Raw genomic sequence first — 15,840 nt, 5'->3', positions numbered from 1 at the left:
TTTATATTCTGATATTAGCTGGCATATCCTTATAATAAAAAACTTGTAAGATTAATTATCATACCCATTACAATAGAGTTCAAAATAACAGAATTAAAAAATAATAGACTGCAAAATTGCACCAATACGCATTAATACGTACTGAATAAAGAGACTTAACCATGACAAAACATTATGACTATATTTCCATTGGCGGCGGTAGCGGCGGCATTGCCTCGATCAATCGCGCAGCGAGCTATGGCAAAAAATGCGCCATTATCGAAGCCGACAAATTGGGCGGCACTTGCGTAAACTGGGGCTGCGTACCCAAAAAGGTGATGTGGTACGGGGCGCAAGTGGCTGAAGCCATCGAAAAGTATGCGCCAGATTATGGCTTTGATGTTGAATTAAAAGGCTTTGACTTTCAAAAGCTGGTACAAAGTCGCCAACAATATATCGAAAATATTCACCGCTCTTATGATAATAATTTGGCGAAAAATGGCGTTGAGGTGATAAAAGGCTTCGCCAAATTTGTCGACACCAATACGGTAGAGGTCAATGGCGAACTCATTACCGCTGACCATATTTTGATTGCGACGGGCGGTCACCCGATTCAACCCGATATCAAAGGCGCAGAATACGGCATCAATTCTGATGGTTTTTTTGCTTTGAATCATCTGCCAAAACGCGTGGCTATCGTCGGCGCAGGATATATCGCCGTTGAAATTGCAGGGGTAATGAATAGCTTAGGCGCTGAGGTACATCTTTATGTGCGTCAACACTCGCCGCTGCGCTCATTTGACCACACTATCGTGGAAACCTTACTGATAGAGATGGAGCAAGACGGCATTCAATTGCACACTAATACGACGCTAACTGAGGTCAATAAAAATGAAGATGGTAGTCTGACCTTATGCACCAAAGATGGTACCCTCGATACGGTAGATTGCTTGATTTGGGCCGTAGGTCGTGCGCCCTCCACCGACAATATCAATTTGCAAGTGACAGGAGTAGAGACGACCGAGTTTGGCAAAATTAAAGTCGATAAGTTTCAAAATACCAATGTTAAAGGGATTTATGCGGTCGGCGATATTATCGAAAACAGCATTGATTTGACGCCGGTGGCTATTGCCGCAGGTCGTCGCCTGTCTGAGCGCTTATTTAATGATAAGACTAATGAGCATCTAAGTTATGATTTGATACCAACGGTCATCTTTACTCATCCCGCTATCGGTACGATTGGCTTGTCTGAAATCGACGCGGTTGAGCAATATGGTAAGGATAATATTAAGTGCTATAAATCGACCTTTACCTCTATGTATAGTGCGGTGACCCAGCACCGTCAAAAGTGCGTGATGAAGCTGGTATGCTTGGGTGAGGATGAAAAAGTGATTGGCCTGCATGGCATCGGCTATGGCGTCGATGAGATGATTCAAGGGTTTGCGGTGGCGATAAAGATGGGCGCGACCAAAGCTGATTTTGATGATACGGTCGCCATTCATCCTACGGGTTCAGAAGAGTTTGTGACGATGCGTTAGTTTTTATAGACTGGGCGATATTAATCACAGTCTTAGAAATTATAAAAAGGATGCTTATTAGGCATCCTTTTTTATTGCCAGTAATCAGTAGACATGCTTATTTATTAGAAAACACCAAACCTTCTAATTACCCAACACCCATTCATCATTGACTTGATAAACTTTAAAACTGGTCTTATTGGTACGGCTATTCCCTGCAATCGTTTGGGTAATATCAGCGGTACACATATAGGTATTGTCACCCTCGACGCTGTCACAGTTGATATTCTCGACGCGCTCAAGTTTTGGCATCATGCCTTCCATCATACCGCTCATGGCTTTTGCCATCTCATCATTGCCTGCATTCGCCATTGCATCATCTATCATGCTATTGGCTTGCGCATACTGCGCTTCGATTAACTCTTCGACCGTGCTTTCAGGAGGCGCGTTTGAACACGCCGCAAACAGAGGCGTCAATAAAGCGATTAGAGCCAATTTTTTAAAATTATTCATACCAGTCCCAATGTATCTGTAATGTTACTTCACTATATAGAATTATGTTTTGAAACCCAACTTAATTTTAGAAAGCCTACTTAACCTTATTATAAATAAATTTCGTAGGGAAATAAGATGAAAATATTAAAGTGCAGCTAATGCTTAATGCTGACAGTACAATCGCGATGCTGCTATGATGCGCTTAATAATGACCGTTGCGAGATGCTTGTGTGGCAGATGTATGTTTCTATATTACCGATTGGTCTGGGCATTATGAGCTTGGTTGCAAGCTTGATTTGCTTGTTTGCTTACTTGATGTCTGATGATAATGCCACGCGCTTGCCCGCTTTTAACTGGTTTAAGCGCTTAATTATCGTGGCATTTCTACTATTGAGTGTCGGGCTATTTATGACCTTTGGACGTTTTTGGGGTTGATTGCTGTGGGGTTAATTACTTTGGATTCAGTTGAAATGAGGTTAGCTGAATTGAGGTTAATAAGCCTAATTGGCTTATGATTGACTCACGAGCTTTTCTAATTCTAGTAATTGCAAGTCTTGACGTTTGGGTTCGCCATTATTGCCATCGACGGGAAACGGCATACTATTGCCATTTAATTGATAACCACGGCGCTGATAATAAGCCAAAAGCTCAGGACGATGACTTAAAATAGACATGGTCAGACGCGCAGGATGTTTATCAGGCGTTGGCGTACTTGATTGTAAGTGCCGCTGCGCAAACGTCTCAGCTGCCTGTAATACTTGATGACCGACGCCATGTCCTTGTAGCTCAGGCAGTACAGCAAACATACCGATATAGGCTTTTTTATTGCCAGCGCTCTTACTTATCTCAGCCTCGTCCTTTATATCGACCGCGATACAGCCTAATAACTCACCTGTTTCTTTACCATCACGTTCACCTGTCGTGGTTTTTGGATAAATAAAAACGTAATGTTTGGGGTCAGCGATGACGCCTAACAGCTCGTCTTTGGTGGTGCGAATACCGCCGATTAAATCTGCCTCATTGGTCCAACCTTCTGCTTGCCGATAACAGCGATTTAGCAATTGTTCAAGTGCATCAATATCGCTTGTCTCAGCTTGACGTAAAAATACGGTTTTTTTATTTAATGGTTTTTTATTAAAGGCTTCTTTATTCAGTGTTTCTTTATTAATGTGATCTGTACTCATAACATCGGTTTTCCTTTTCCGTTTATTTATTATAAAAGCTATCGTATAAAAGGCTGACCTGAATAACCAAGCCAGCCTTTATAGTAAACCTTATGACCCATTAAATGCTAGCGCGATAACGCCTGTGCCTGCTCGATAATATCAAATCCTGCCTTTATTTGGGCGCGCGTTGGCGCATGACCACGGCGGAGTAGCTCAGAGAAGGCAATCAGCTCTTTATCACGTCCGAGCGAACTTGCGGCACTGGCGCGCGTGTCCTCCCCATCATCGTCAAAATAATATTCGATATAATCAAGGTTATCAGGCGAGCCAAATAAAATGCCATTATCAGGCGTGGCCGCATGTCCGCTATAGCGTAAGCTTTTGCCATACTGCCCTGTCCAAAAGAAAGGAATACGCTCCGCTAACGAATCCACATTATCTTCATTTAAGATAGCAGCTGCTGTGACTAAACCATGTTGCAGAGCCACGCGCCAATGCTCGATACGCATGCGCCCCATTTGATTGGTGGCTTTGGCGATATCACCGAGTGCATAGACGCCGTCACGCAGTTGCAAATGCTCATCAACTTGCACACCATCTGGCGCGTTTACCTCATTTAATAGCTCAATACGCGGTGCGACACCCGTTCCTAAAATCACCATATCGGCGGCAAGCGTACTGCCATCTGATAGGGTTACGCTACTAACTTTAGCGCTTTTATTGTCAGTACTGTTTTCGCCAGCATTGATTTCATTAACGCCCGCACCAAAGGCAAAGTTAACGCCTTTATCCTCATGCAGTTTGATTAAAGCATTACTAACGGCTTCAGAAACGATATTCGCCATCACACGGCGACTACGTCCAACGACAGTGATGGAGGCCGCCTTCCCTGCCTCCATTAACGCCGACGCCACTTCCATACCGATAAAGCCGGTGCCGACGATAACGACATGCTTATTATCACTGGCACTTTTAATTTCTTTGGCATCATCCATACTGCGTAGCGTATAAACGCCATCAAGCTCAGCACCTTTAAAAGGTGGTATTTTTGGCTCAGCGCCTGTCGCTACTACTAAGAAGTCCGCCGTTTGTTGCTCGCTTTTACCATCTGCATCTGTGATGACGATGGTGCGCTCATTGGGTAATACCTCGCTCACCGTTTGGTTTAAGCGCAAATCGATATCATTGTTACGTGCCCAGTTAGCACCACCAAGCATTAAATATTTCTCATCCATTTTCCCCGCCAAAAACATTTTGGATAATAAAGGACGATTATAAGGGGCTTTATCGTCCTGGCTAATTAAGGTAATCATGCCGCCATAACCGGTATGGCGCAGCTGATTGGCCGTCATAAAACCCGCGCCACCGCCGCCAATAATAATGGTATGGGTATCCGTCATTTTGTCATTGGCCACACGCTTATCTATCTTCGCAGCGGTATTGACGATTAAGCTATCGCCCTCATCGGTCAGCTCATACTGGGTCAAGCCGCGCATGGCGACCGGCTCTAATAACGTGCCATCGCGACTATCAAAGCTGCCATGATGCCACGGGCAAATAACGCGATTGCCACAGCGTAAGCCTGCGCCCAAATCTGCGCCAGCATGCGGACATTTACCATCAAAGGCGCTAAATTCGTCCTCATCACGCGTGATTAAAATGATACTATCGTCATCCTGTTTATAGGATTTCATGCCGCCATTTGGAATGTCGGCTTTGCTAATAGTGACGGTATGAATCGTTGCATTGCTCATAAGTTATCCTTAACATTTAATATTAATCGTTATTGGTTCATGCTGAAAAATTCCTGCTGAAAACGTATTGATGTCAGCTGATTAAATCAATCAATATCAATAAAAATACGCGATTTAAAAAACCAGATACCTTGATAGTAGCAAGCCCATTTGACAGGCGCTGTTTATTTGTATGCTGCCTGCGTTGCAAAACGTAATTTTGACTTTTAAATCTTTAATGCCTTTTAAACCTTTAATATATAATCCAGCCACTTTACGTTAAAACCTATAATCAAAAAAAGATGCCTTTATGACTTCTCAAGACGACAATGCAAACCTGAGCGCAAATTCTCAAGACGATTTAAATAACGACTCACTTAATAACGAAACGCTTGATGATAAGACATTTGATATCGCAAGCTTCGATATTAGCGCCGCTACTGACACGGCTAAATTACCGCAGCCAATGCAGCCGCCTTTAGCACAAGCGACCTATAAAGCCCATGCCACAGATTTTGTGGTTAATGAGATATTGCCGCTCGACTTTACGGGCGAAGGTGAGCATTTATGGCTGCATATCGAAAAGCTGGGCATGAATACCGCTTATCTGGCTAAACTGCTATCAGAATGGGCAGAGATTCCACTGCGCGATGTTGGTTACTCAGGGCTTAAAGACCGTCATGCGCTAACGACACAATGGTTTAGCCTGCGCATACCAAAAAAGCAATTGCCAGAATCTGAATTTGCCCCAGTGGATATCGGAGCCGACGAATCAGTCACTATCCTTGCGCAGCATTGGCATAATAAAAAGCTCAATCGCGGTACCCATAAGGCCAATCAATTTATCATTACCTTGCGCGATATCCAGTTTGCGGACTTAGAAGTTACAGCGTCCGAGCAGGATTTATCGGCTAAACAAAGTGACAAAAGTGCTGTCGAGCAGCATTTAGCCAATATCAGCACAACGGGCGTGCCCAATTATTTTGGCCCGCAGCGCTTTGGCCGTAATGGCAATAATGTCAGAGAAGCATTGGCATTATTTGCCCGTCCAGCGCCTGAAAGTCGTCCGCAGCCCAAAAAGAGCAAGCGCAAACAAGCGCCGCGCGAGCAAAACAGCATGGAGCTGTCTGCTGCGCGTAGCTTGATATTTAATGAAATATTGGCAGCGCGAGTACGCGATGGTAGTTGGAATACAGGGCTTGCAGGCGAAGTGTTTAATTTGGACGGGTCAGGCTCGATATTTGCCAGCGAAGCAATTGATGAGACTTTACAAGCGCGACTTGCCAGCGGCGATATTCATCCAACTGCCGTGTTATGGGGCGTGGGTAATGATAAAGTCAGTGGCGTAGCAGCCGCTATCGAAAATGAGATTGTGCAAAACGACCCATTATTACATCAGCTAGCTACAGGCCTAGAGAAGCGCGATATCAAAGCACAACGACGCGCGCTAAGATTACCGATTGAAGGATTAAGTTGGGAATGGCAGGACATAGATAATGAGTCTATATTGGTGCTGAGCTTTACCTTAACGACGGGTAGCTTTGCGACCAGTGTGCTTGCAAGCTTGGTTCACAATCTAAACACAGCATCAATAACGATTTAAAAATCAGAATTAACGGATCTCTAATTGCTTATGTGATGTATGTAAGCAATTAAATTGCAGATGATTAGCTAGTAGCGAAAGTTGCTCAAAGTTATTAGCTAATGGCATAAAGGACGGCAATCTTGTCTTTTTCTGCTGCTAGCATATAATTGGCACTGACCACTTGATTGCGGCCACGATCTTTTGCCTCATATAAGGCTTTATCAGCGATACAGATTAAGCGCTGACAAATATCGCTCGGCAGCTGCGCCTTTAATATTTCTGTGGCAGCACGTTTTCTTCTATGAGAGATTCTTTTTTGGGCGCGGGTTTTTTGCGAGCTTTCTTTTTGCGTACTGGCTTTGTTGGTGCTAGCTTTATTGATGCTGGTTTTGTCGGTACGGGCTTTATTAATATCGGCCTCTTGCCTACGAGATTTCTGCATCTCCGCAAGCGGCTGCGCACTTTCTTCTAATGCCAAAGCCCTATATTCACTCTGAATACGGGCGCGCTCCTCATGGGTCAGGGTATAAACCCCTATACTGGCGGTGATATTAAAATCCGTGCCATCATCGCTCTTGATGACATGTTGCGCAATATCTTGGCGCAGCTGCTTCGCAATGGTCATGGCACTATCATGCTGGGTATCGGGTAGCACAATCAAAAACTCTTCGCCGCCATAGCGACTGACAATGCTCTCTTCTGATAGAGATTTTAGTAGCGTCTGAGCAACCTCAGACAGTACTTGGTCGCCGACGTCATGACCATAGTTGTCATTGATATTTTTAAACCAATCTAAATCCAATAAAATCACGCTAAAATCTTGCTTATCTCCCATTGCGAGCAGCGCTTGCTGCATCTGCGTCAAACCATAACGGCGGCTTTTTAACTGGGTCAATTCATCTTGATTGGCATACTGCATAATCTCAGCTTTACTGTTATCCAATATCAATAGCAGCGTGCGAAACATATAAATGATAAAAATTGCCTTTGGCAGCGCCATATAAATATGGGTGGTGCGCCAAAAAAATGCTGAAGACAAACGCAGTTGATTAAAGGTATCCCAACTCAGTATCCCATTTTTAAAAATCGACGCAGAAATGGCATTTTCAATTGATGTCATCTCGCTATAAGTAAGATAGCTATAGCCATCTAAAGGAAAAGAGCTCATCGTCATTTGACGTAGATTGGGTATCGTCAAGCCAAAATAGGGAACCAAAGTGACCAGGAAAATCAGGACGATATGACCCAAAAAGGCTTTCCAGACATAGCGGCGACGTATAAGCATCATACCTAACATCGCGCCGCCAACGAGTGATACTCCCGCGACCAAACTACTGTGACCCATGACTAAAATGACCACGGCAATATAAAGGCTATAAAGCGTGACGATTATCGCTTGCCATTTATATAACGAATCCGTGTCTTTTCTAATCGGCGATAAGCGGCTAACCATCCAAGAAAAAAACAGGACCATCAAGGTGAGCCATATCCACAAGGAATACAGCACATCCATATTTACGTAGGAGCCATAGATATCTTGGCGCCACCAGACAAATAAACACCATAGCCAATGCGATGACACTTCCAGCAAAATAAACAATGCCAGCAGCGATGCCCTATCAGCAGCTTGCCACTCAAAAATCACTCGCGAGAGTTTTCTGTAGCCTAGATGAGATATCGATACAGCCATAATGGGCTACCGCAGATAATGAAAGTTATTGAGCTAAAACCAAATAAGAAAGTAAAAAGGATGATTTATGTTAGATCTAAACTGACGCATTTAGTGTGGCAATTTTTCTTTTAATTATCAATCTGTTTAAGTGATTTATGCGTCAGTATCTGACACCTCATTTTGGCCTATGTTTTTTAGTAATGATTTTTAATAATGATGTTTAATGACATTGTAAATTTACAATGCCGAGTCACAGTATCGACTTATCATTTTAACTAAGCCAATGTCGCAAACGACTGCCAAATACCCTGCTGTTCAGGGTGAAGGTTCGGCACGTCACCCAAACGTCGCCACGGCATATTACTGCCATGAAAGTCGCTGCCGATAGAGGCGGCTAGCTGGTGTTCAGCAATACTGCGATCGACCATTCTACGGGTACTAACTGGTTCGCTATTCGCTGGTAATTCACAAGCATCACCGCCAAGCCTTGCAAACTCTTCGATCAATTTACGTACGCGGGTGGCCGAAAGCTGGTAGCGCGTTGGGTGCGCCAATACCGCCTTGCCGCCGCAAGCATGAATCAGCTCGATACCATGCTGCATTGTTAATGCCTCAATCGCCACATAAGCCGGCTTATTGTCCGCCAAGTATTTATCAAAGGCTTTTTGTACGGTTTTTACGGCGCCGCGCTCAAACAACACTTGCCCAATATGCGCACGCCCTACCGCTTGTGGATTGCCACCTGCTTTATCGAGCACCGCTTGCCATAACTCGTCGTAATTAATATCTAATAACTCACTGAGTTTTTCAGTAATACGTTGACCGCGCGTGGCACGGCTGTCTTGCAATTGTTGCAAGGTGGCGTGCATTTTTTCACGATCGGAAAAATCAAGTCCAAGGACATGGATGATTTTATTGGTGGATTTATTCTTGCCGTAGCCGCCGCTTAGCGTGTGCTCGCAGCTAATCTCAACCCCATTGATTAACTGTATATCGCAGGCCTCAGCCGCCGCGCGTGCCTCATCGATACCCATTAAGGTATCATGATCAGTCAGCGCCAGTACATTAATACCAGCGTTATGAGCACGCTGTACCACCTCGGTCGGCGCATAGGTGCCATCAGAGAAAGTACTGTGGCAATGTAAGTCGATTTTCATAAAGCTGGCCTTAAGGTTTTGAATGTGTTGTTCATTTAAATATACTGGCGATACTAACTATATTATCAGTAAAACGAGCTAAAAACGGCGAAGGCATGGCATAACAACAGCATATCAATAACATATCGAGGGCATATCGGACGATTATCAGGTTGATTGCTTTTTTTTGCGGCAGTAGACGTGTAAACTACCCCATACGTTTTTTGTTGGACATCCTATTTGCTATGAAAGCCTTATTAGACTTCATTCCGTTGATCGCTTTTTTTATTGCCGCGCGTTACAGTGGCATTTTAGCGGCGGCAGGCGCCTTGCTCGTTGCCACTATTATTATTTATGCCATCCATTTTGTGCGGCAAAAAGGCAAATTTGATAAACAGCAGTGGGTCGTTTTATTATTAACCATCGTTTTTTGCGGTGGTACGCTGCTATTGCGTGACGACATCTATTTGCGTTGGAAATCGCCTATTATCAACGGTATCTTTGCCTTAACGCTATTGGTCAGTGCGGCGATTAATAAACCACTGATGCAACTGGCCATGAAAGAGGTGTTTTCACTCACGCTGAGTGGCTGGAAAAAACTGACCGTCGCTTGGGCATTGTTTTTTGCCTTTATGGGCGTTCTGCATTATATCACGGCATTCACTATGTCTGATGAGGCTTGGATTAACTTCAAAACCTACGGCTGGATTCCGATTATGTTGGTATTCGTGGTTGCCCAATTTGCGTTGTTGAAAAACCATCTCAATCCAGCGTTAAGCGACAAAACCACTAAATAAAAGCTGATTTAATTATAAGACCTAGTTTAATCGTAAGCTGGTTTAATCATAATATATGATTTAAAAGTATAATGAGACATATCATCATTATTTTTTATTCTGGTCATTAGCGCTTTATTCATACTATTTACTTGAGGAAGTCCCATGTCCTTATTTGCCATTATCGGTCACGATGTTGCTGGTAGCAGCGCACAACGTCAGGTGACGCGCGCCGAACACGTTGCCCGCCTGCAAGTATTACAAAGCGAGCAGCGACTCATTATCGCGGGTCCAACGCCCATTGAACACGGTAAAAGCGAGATGTCAGGCAGCCTGATTATTGCTGACTTTGACTCCCTCGATGCCGCGCAAGCATGGGCGAGCGCTGAGCCTTATTTGCGCGATGGCGTCTATAGCCATGTAGATATCAAGCCGTTTGTTCAGACCTTGCCTGCACCTACTGACAGCGCAGCAGATAAACCAGCCAATAAGGTAGCAGCATCGTGATTGAGCAGTTATTATTAAATAGTTCTGTTTCTAATCATGTCGCTCATCATGTCGCTCATCATGATATTGCGCGCGTTTTTGGCCGCGTCGCTAACGTTAGCATTGCTAGCCTATTGTTGCTTGCCAGTTTATCAGTACAAGCAGCGCCAACTGTGACCAATGCTGACCCTGCGGCAGGAACGGCTACGCTAGCGCCTAACGCTGTTAGTCAACTAGCGCTACCAAATACTGCCTCAAATACGGTGTCTACTATAGCAGCGAACCCAACTGCGAGTGCTCAGCCTGCGACCAATATTAACGATACCTTAGCCGCGCAGCTACAACCGTCTAATAAAGCGCTCTCTGCGGCCAATCAAGAATTGCTTAGCCGTAATGCCCAGCTTCAGCGTCAAGTCAACGACTTACAAACGCAAGTGAACGTTTTGGTTTATGAAAGCAAAGGTCAATTGTTTTTATATGGTGCATTTACGGTGTTGATTAGCTTGTTGGTTGGGATTTTTATTTCGTGGTTGGTGTTTGTTCGCCGCGAGCGTTGGTAGCAAATCCTTTATAAATGTGATGCTTTATGTCCAAATTTGTGTCTAAACCTCAGTCTAAATCTGCTATATCTAAGCCTACCTCTTCCGCCGCGCATAAACCTTATAAAGCCACCAAACCCCCTAAAAAACCCGCACCGCCAAACGTGATTGTCCCTGCTAAGATTGGATGGCAAACCGATGATGCTGGCAATCAAGTGCCAGTATCAGGGGAGTTTGGCGATGTGTATTTCTCGCATGCTGATGGCTTGGCAGAATCGCGCCATGTATTTTTAGCCCATAATCAATTACCCGAGCGCCTAACAAACCTTACCGACAAGCAATGCTTCACTGTTGCTGAATTGGGCCTTGGTACGGGCTTGAATTTTTTAGCGACATGGCAGCTTTGGCGTGAGCTTCGTGCTAAAAAGCCGCATTTAACAAGCGCACGCTTACACTTTATCACCACTGAAAAATATCCCATTCCGCTTAACGACTTAACGCAGATACTCGCTTTATGGGCACAGCGCGCCCCCGAACTTGCTAAATTGATTGAGCAACTTTTAGCCAACTACCCGCCGCTTATTGCGGGCTGTCATCGACTAAATTTTATTGACGATAATATCACGCTTGATATTTGGTTAGGCGATGCGGGCGATAGTTTGGCAAGCTTAGGTGCGTTAGATACCTCAGATATTTTCGATACCTCAGATATTTTAGATAATGATTCGGCTATTAAGCGCCCTTACGTTGATGCTTGGTTTCTAGATGGTTTCGCGCCCTCTTGTAATGAGACCTTATGGGCAGAGTCGATATTTACCCAGATGCAGCGCTTATCTCGTCCTAGCACGACCGCCGCCACTTATAGCTGTGCTGGTATCGTCAAGCGTGGGTTACAAACTCATGGCTTCGAGATTAATAAGGTGAAAGGTTTTGGGCGCAAGCGTGAAATGCTGACGGCAGTTATGGCTGACAACGCTCATTCTTTAGCACTAAATGACGATAACAATCTCTCCGTTTTGCCAAACCCTCTCAGCCATACAGTGGTGATTGGCGCGGGTGTTGCGGGACTACTCACCGCTTGGACGCTGGCCAATCGCAGTATGACAGTGACCATAATAGATAAAGTCGCGCCACTTGCTGGGGCTTCTGGCAATCCGCGCGCCCTCCTCGCGCCGAACATGACACCCATTCATCATGTTTATGAGCACCTGCACTCTATCGGCTACCTCTATAGCGGCAGGCTGTATCGTTATTTTAATCAGCAAGCAGCTCTGCAACAAACGCCGCTCATACTTGAGCAAACAGGTACGTTAGATTTGCTGATAAAAACCAATATCGGCACGGCGCAAATTGCCGATTATCCCAATGAGATGGCAACTACGATTACGACTGCAGAAGCACTGCGGTTAAGCGGCTTAAAAACTAAAGACTTAGCGGAAAATTTATATTTACCACAATCTGGTTTGGTCAATCCACAAGCGCTAAAAACCGTCATTCTTAAACACCCAAATATCAATTATCAGCAGCTTAGCGTTACCAATATCAAAGAGACTGCAGATAAAGTTACGGTGACTGGTGATAAAGAAAGTGGCAGTGATAATAATCAAAGCTCTATTACTATCTGCGCTGACAATGTGGTGATTTGCGCCGCGTATGAGAGCCATCAACTAGATAAACGTATCGTTGAATGCCGTACCATCCGCGGGCAATTATCTTGGTTTACGCCCACTGCTGATCAACTCGCTGATCTGCCTAAATTACCGCTCAAATACAGTGGTTATTGCGCGCCCTTTATCGGGCAAATCGGTGATGCCGAAGTGAATAATATTAGCGACCATCAGCCGCAGTTTTTACTTGGTGCCAGCTTTATGGATGCTGACGCCAGCATTGACATCCGTGGTGAAGAAAATCAGCAGAATTATGACAAATTGCTTGAGGATATTCCTGAATTAAGCAATGTCTTGCCAGACGATACCAGCGCATGGCAAGCGCGCGCCGGTGTACGCACGCAAACGATTGACTATCATCCCTTAGTCGGACGACTTGCGCAAAGCCGCCGCATTTGGACGCTCTCCGCGATGGGGGCAAAAGGTTATGCCTTAGCACCGATATGCGCCGAAGCATTAGCAGATATGATGTTAGGCTGCTTTACGCCTTTATCTGCCGTTACCTTAGCGCGATTATCACCCAATCGGGCGCGATTGCATAAAGCATAAAAGGTAATAATTTAACGTTACGCTAACCTTTATCACTATTTATACAGATGCTATTTTATACAAATGCTCTCAAGGCCAAGGCATGTATTTATAACAGTATAGAAGCTGACTTGAAAAATAATGCTAGACTAGCCTTAAAGCTTAAAACACTTAAATAACCATTATAAATGGATAGCTGTCTATTATGAAAACCGATATTTTTACCTTGGTAACATCAAAATCATCACTTAAAGCGCTTTCTATTGCGTTCTTAAGCCTATCACTACTCAGTGCTTGCCAAAAGACGCCAGAACCTGAAACCGCCAATGAAAATTCTGCTGAAGCAACCACCCAAACGACGCCCGTAAGCTCTAATATTAATGCGCCTAAAGTTGCTGATGAAGATACTGACAAGTCTGCTGTTAATGTAGAAGCAGATATGAGCTTGACTGAATTAGAGAACGAGCTTGGCGCAGCGGAGACTTCAGAAAATAATGCCGCGATAGCGCCCAATCCAGAACAAGCCATCAAAGGCGCGCAAATCACTGATGTTAATTATCGCAGCGCCAGCGGTGAGACGTTGTTTGTCATCTTTGAAACCTCAGAAAAAGGTGTGCTTAACGCTATCGTTACCTTACCAAACAAACCAAAAATGACCTTGAGTGCGCCAGAAGGCCAAGGAAATAACCCTACTTATCGCTCAAACGATGGCAGTATTCAGCTGGTCAGTCATGGCGGTGGTAGCAGCATTGATCTTATTCAAAACAATAAAACAACGAGCTTTGAGGCCATTAGTGTAGAAGCAGAAGTCATCTCCGAATAATGTTATCAATAAAAACTTGGCTTAGAATCTGTTAAAGGTAATAAATTCAGCAATAAAAAGGCGGCAAATATCATTAATATTTGCCGCCTTTTTGCTCTGCTTTACCTTTAGCCAAAGCCAGTGGTCTTGCCAAACAGACCGACCAGCCAGCTTATCATCGCCCATAAGCCCCAGCCGATAACCACAATAACGATTAATCCCAATAGGTCAGGAATGTGCAGATATAACCAAGCAACGACAGGGTTACGCCAAAAGAACGCAAAGGGGCTTTGCTGCTGCTTATCTTCCAATGATTGATGCAAAAACGGTCGATCCATATGCATGGTTTCGGTAATGCCGTATTCATCATGTAGATGCTCGTGCACGATGCTCAATGTCTTGCGACTGGGCTGAATGAAAATATCGAGCACTGTGCCTATACCCGGTACGATACCAACCACCATATCAATTAGCGCCAGCCTAACCGCTGGCGTCATTTTATGCGCAGGGACGCCCAACTGCCGACCTAATATAAAGGCATAGCTGGTCAACGCCAATCCTGCCAAATCACCTGCTAGCGGAATGGTCGACAGCGCCGCATCAGCACCCATGCCTTGCTTGGTAAAGGGCACTCGTACGAGCGAATCCATAGTATTAGCAAACTTAGCCAGTTTACGCTCGGTCGCGATAACCTGCTCGCGCGTTAATCCATGCTCAGCAAGCTTTGCCTGATAATCAATAACAGGCGCATTAATAGCAACACCCTTTTTCGCTTTTGACTTTGAGAGCTTCTTAAAGTTATCCATTAAAAGTCGTCCATAGGCAAGCGATTGCGATAAGAGCAAAGACGTAACGTCCTACCCATATATTGGCCAAAAACGCCTGAAAACATGCCAAAGCTTGACGACTGGCACAAGCGCTGTTTTGCTTGGCAAACATCATTGCCACTAACGCCAAACCAAATACCGGTATCACACCTACACTGGTTGGCGCAAAGTAATGCCACATAACCGCACCCATAATAAGTAAAAACGCGGTTTGTAGCAGCGAGATGATAATCACATCGTGGCGACCAAATAATATCGCCGTTGATTTGACGCCAATTTTTAAATCATCCTCACGGTCAGCCATAGCGTATTGGGTATCATAAGCCACTGTCCAGCACATATAAGCGATAAACAATAGCCAACACCAGATATCAGGCGCGCCTTGTATCGCGACATAAGCCATCGGTATTGCCCATCCAAATGCTGCGGCTAAAAAGACTTGCGGCAAATGGGTATAGCGCTTCATAAATGGATAAATAAAGGCTAATATAATCGCGCCAAGCGACCAGTAGAATACGGCAATAGGCAAAAATAACAACAAACTGGCACTAAGTAATACCAATATTAAGAAGGCAGCAATGGCTTCTTTAGCAGATAAGCGCCCATCGGCTAATGGACGGCCTTTGGTGCGGCTTACATGACCATCGACCTTGCGGTCAGCAAAGTCATTAATCGCACAGCCTGCCGCCCGCATAAAAATCGCGCCCAGCGCAAAAAGTACAAATACCTTTAGACTCGGCAAACCTGCCGTTGCCCCTTGCTGCTGCGCCTGACCCATCGCCGCCAACATCACACCCCAAAGCGTCGGCCAGAGTAATAGCTCTATACCTACGGGTTTATCAAATCGCGTTAGTTGAAGGTAGGCTTGTAATTTATCGTTAAATGTCATGGTTTTTTATTATCATCTATAGGAATTTTATATACTTTTTTGC

15 protein-coding genes are annotated in these 15,840 nt (G+C 44.6%); 8 read left to right on the top strand and 7 right to left on the bottom strand.

What is annotated here, in order from left to right:
• Positions 1 to 161 precede the first annotated feature (161 nt).
• Positions 162 to 1,517, top strand: a complete 1,356-nt coding sequence (gene gorA / locus PG901_RS04030; protein ID WP_271133588.1) for a glutathione-disulfide reductase — start codon at positions 162 to 164, stop codon at positions 1,515 to 1,517.
• Positions 1,518 to 1,640: 123 nt separating this feature from the next.
• On the opposite strand, the gene PG901_RS04025 is transcribed toward gorA, so the two are convergent.
• On the bottom strand, positions 1,641 to 2,009 hold the full coding sequence (locus tag PG901_RS04025; protein WP_201619730.1) for a hypothetical protein: 369 nt from the start codon (positions 2,007 to 2,009) through the stop codon (positions 1,641 to 1,643).
• 204 nt (positions 2,010 to 2,213) lie between these two features.
• On the opposite strand from PG901_RS04025, the gene PG901_RS04020 reads away from it, so the two are divergent.
• Complete coding sequence (locus PG901_RS04020; RefSeq protein WP_271133587.1) at positions 2,214 to 2,426, top strand: hypothetical protein; 213 nt, start codon at positions 2,214 to 2,216, stop codon at positions 2,424 to 2,426.
• A gap of 74 nt (positions 2,427 to 2,500) precedes the next feature.
• On the opposite strand, the gene PG901_RS04015 is transcribed toward PG901_RS04020, so the two are convergent.
• Positions 2,501 to 3,175: a GNAT family N-acetyltransferase gene (locus PG901_RS04015; protein WP_271133586.1), complete on the bottom strand. Its 675-nt coding sequence runs from the start codon at positions 3,173 to 3,175 to the stop codon at positions 2,501 to 2,503.
• Positions 3,176 to 3,282: 107 nt separating this feature from the next.
• A complete protein-coding gene (locus tag PG901_RS04010; RefSeq protein ID WP_271133585.1) occupies positions 3,283 to 4,911 on the bottom strand; it encodes an FAD-dependent oxidoreductase in 1,629 nt (542 codons plus the stop codon).
• A 445-nt stretch (positions 4,912 to 5,356) separates the two neighbouring features.
• On the opposite strand from PG901_RS04010, the gene truD reads away from it, so the two are divergent.
• The gene (truD, locus tag PG901_RS04005; RefSeq protein WP_442966847.1) at positions 5,357 to 6,493 is read left to right on the top strand and encodes a tRNA pseudouridine(13) synthase TruD; all 1,137 of its coding nucleotides are present in this window, start codon (positions 5,357 to 5,359) and stop codon (positions 6,491 to 6,493) included.
• A 94-nt stretch (positions 6,494 to 6,587) separates the two neighbouring features.
• On the opposite strand, the gene PG901_RS04000 is transcribed toward truD, so the two are convergent.
• Together PG901_RS04000 and PG901_RS03995 are read right to left on the bottom strand one after the other, a co-directional pair.
• Positions 6,588 to 8,165: a GGDEF domain-containing protein gene (locus tag PG901_RS04000; RefSeq protein ID WP_271133583.1), complete on the bottom strand. Its 1,578-nt coding sequence runs from the start codon at positions 8,163 to 8,165 to the stop codon at positions 6,588 to 6,590.
• A gap of 257 nt (positions 8,166 to 8,422) precedes the next feature.
• Positions 8,423 to 9,304, bottom strand: a complete 882-nt coding sequence (locus PG901_RS03995) for a PHP domain-containing protein (protein ID WP_271133582.1) — start codon at positions 9,302 to 9,304, stop codon at positions 8,423 to 8,425.
• A 224-nt stretch (positions 9,305 to 9,528) separates the two neighbouring features.
• Here PG901_RS03995 and ispZ point away from each other — a divergent pair, with 224 nt between their 5' ends.
• From ispZ to PG901_RS03970, 5 genes are all read left to right on the top strand, one after another.
• Positions 9,529 to 10,080 (top strand): septation protein IspZ, encoded by a 552-nt coding sequence (gene ispZ / locus PG901_RS03990; protein WP_271133581.1) that lies wholly within the window; start codon positions 9,529 to 9,531, stop codon positions 10,078 to 10,080.
• A 144-nt stretch (positions 10,081 to 10,224) separates the two neighbouring features.
• Positions 10,225 to 10,566 carry a YciI family protein gene (locus tag PG901_RS03985; RefSeq protein ID WP_201563257.1) on the top strand — a complete coding sequence of 114 codons (342 nt, stop codon included), beginning with the start codon at positions 10,225 to 10,227 and terminating at the stop codon, positions 10,564 to 10,566.
• Positions 10,563 to 11,105 carry a hypothetical protein gene (locus tag PG901_RS03980; RefSeq protein WP_271133580.1) on the top strand — a complete coding sequence of 181 codons (543 nt, stop codon included), beginning with the start codon at positions 10,563 to 10,565 and terminating at the stop codon, positions 11,103 to 11,105. The genes PG901_RS03985 and PG901_RS03980 overlap by 4 nt, the downstream gene beginning before the upstream one ends.
• Before the next feature lie 26 nt (positions 11,106 to 11,131).
• Complete coding sequence (gene mnmD, locus PG901_RS03975) at positions 11,132 to 13,300, top strand: tRNA (5-methylaminomethyl-2-thiouridine)(34)-methyltransferase MnmD (protein ID WP_271133579.1); 2,169 nt, start codon at positions 11,132 to 11,134, stop codon at positions 13,298 to 13,300.
• Between the two features lie 184 nt (positions 13,301 to 13,484).
• On the top strand, positions 13,485 to 14,102 hold the full coding sequence (locus tag PG901_RS03970; RefSeq protein WP_271133578.1) for a hypothetical protein: 618 nt from the start codon (positions 13,485 to 13,487) through the stop codon (positions 14,100 to 14,102).
• A gap of 107 nt (positions 14,103 to 14,209) precedes the next feature.
• Here PG901_RS03970 and PG901_RS03965 read toward each other — a convergent pair whose 3' ends face one another.
• Complete coding sequence (locus PG901_RS03965) at positions 14,210 to 14,887, bottom strand: DUF4112 domain-containing protein (RefSeq protein WP_271133577.1); 678 nt, start codon at positions 14,885 to 14,887, stop codon at positions 14,210 to 14,212.
• Entirely contained in the window at positions 14,880 to 15,797 is a 918-nt protein-coding gene (ubiA, locus tag PG901_RS03960) for a 4-hydroxybenzoate octaprenyltransferase (RefSeq protein ID WP_271133576.1), read from the bottom strand. Before ubiA ends, PG901_RS03965 begins: the two co-directional genes overlap by 8 nt.
• Between the last annotated feature and the right edge of the window lie 43 nt (positions 15,798 to 15,840).

The organism is Psychrobacter sp. ANT_H3, from assembly GCF_027919975.1.
Classification (GTDB): Bacteria; Pseudomonadota; Gammaproteobacteria; order Pseudomonadales; family Moraxellaceae; genus Psychrobacter; species Psychrobacter maritimus.
Note: the sequence above shows the minus strand (reverse complement) of the source record. Positions and strands in the feature narration are given on the sequence as shown.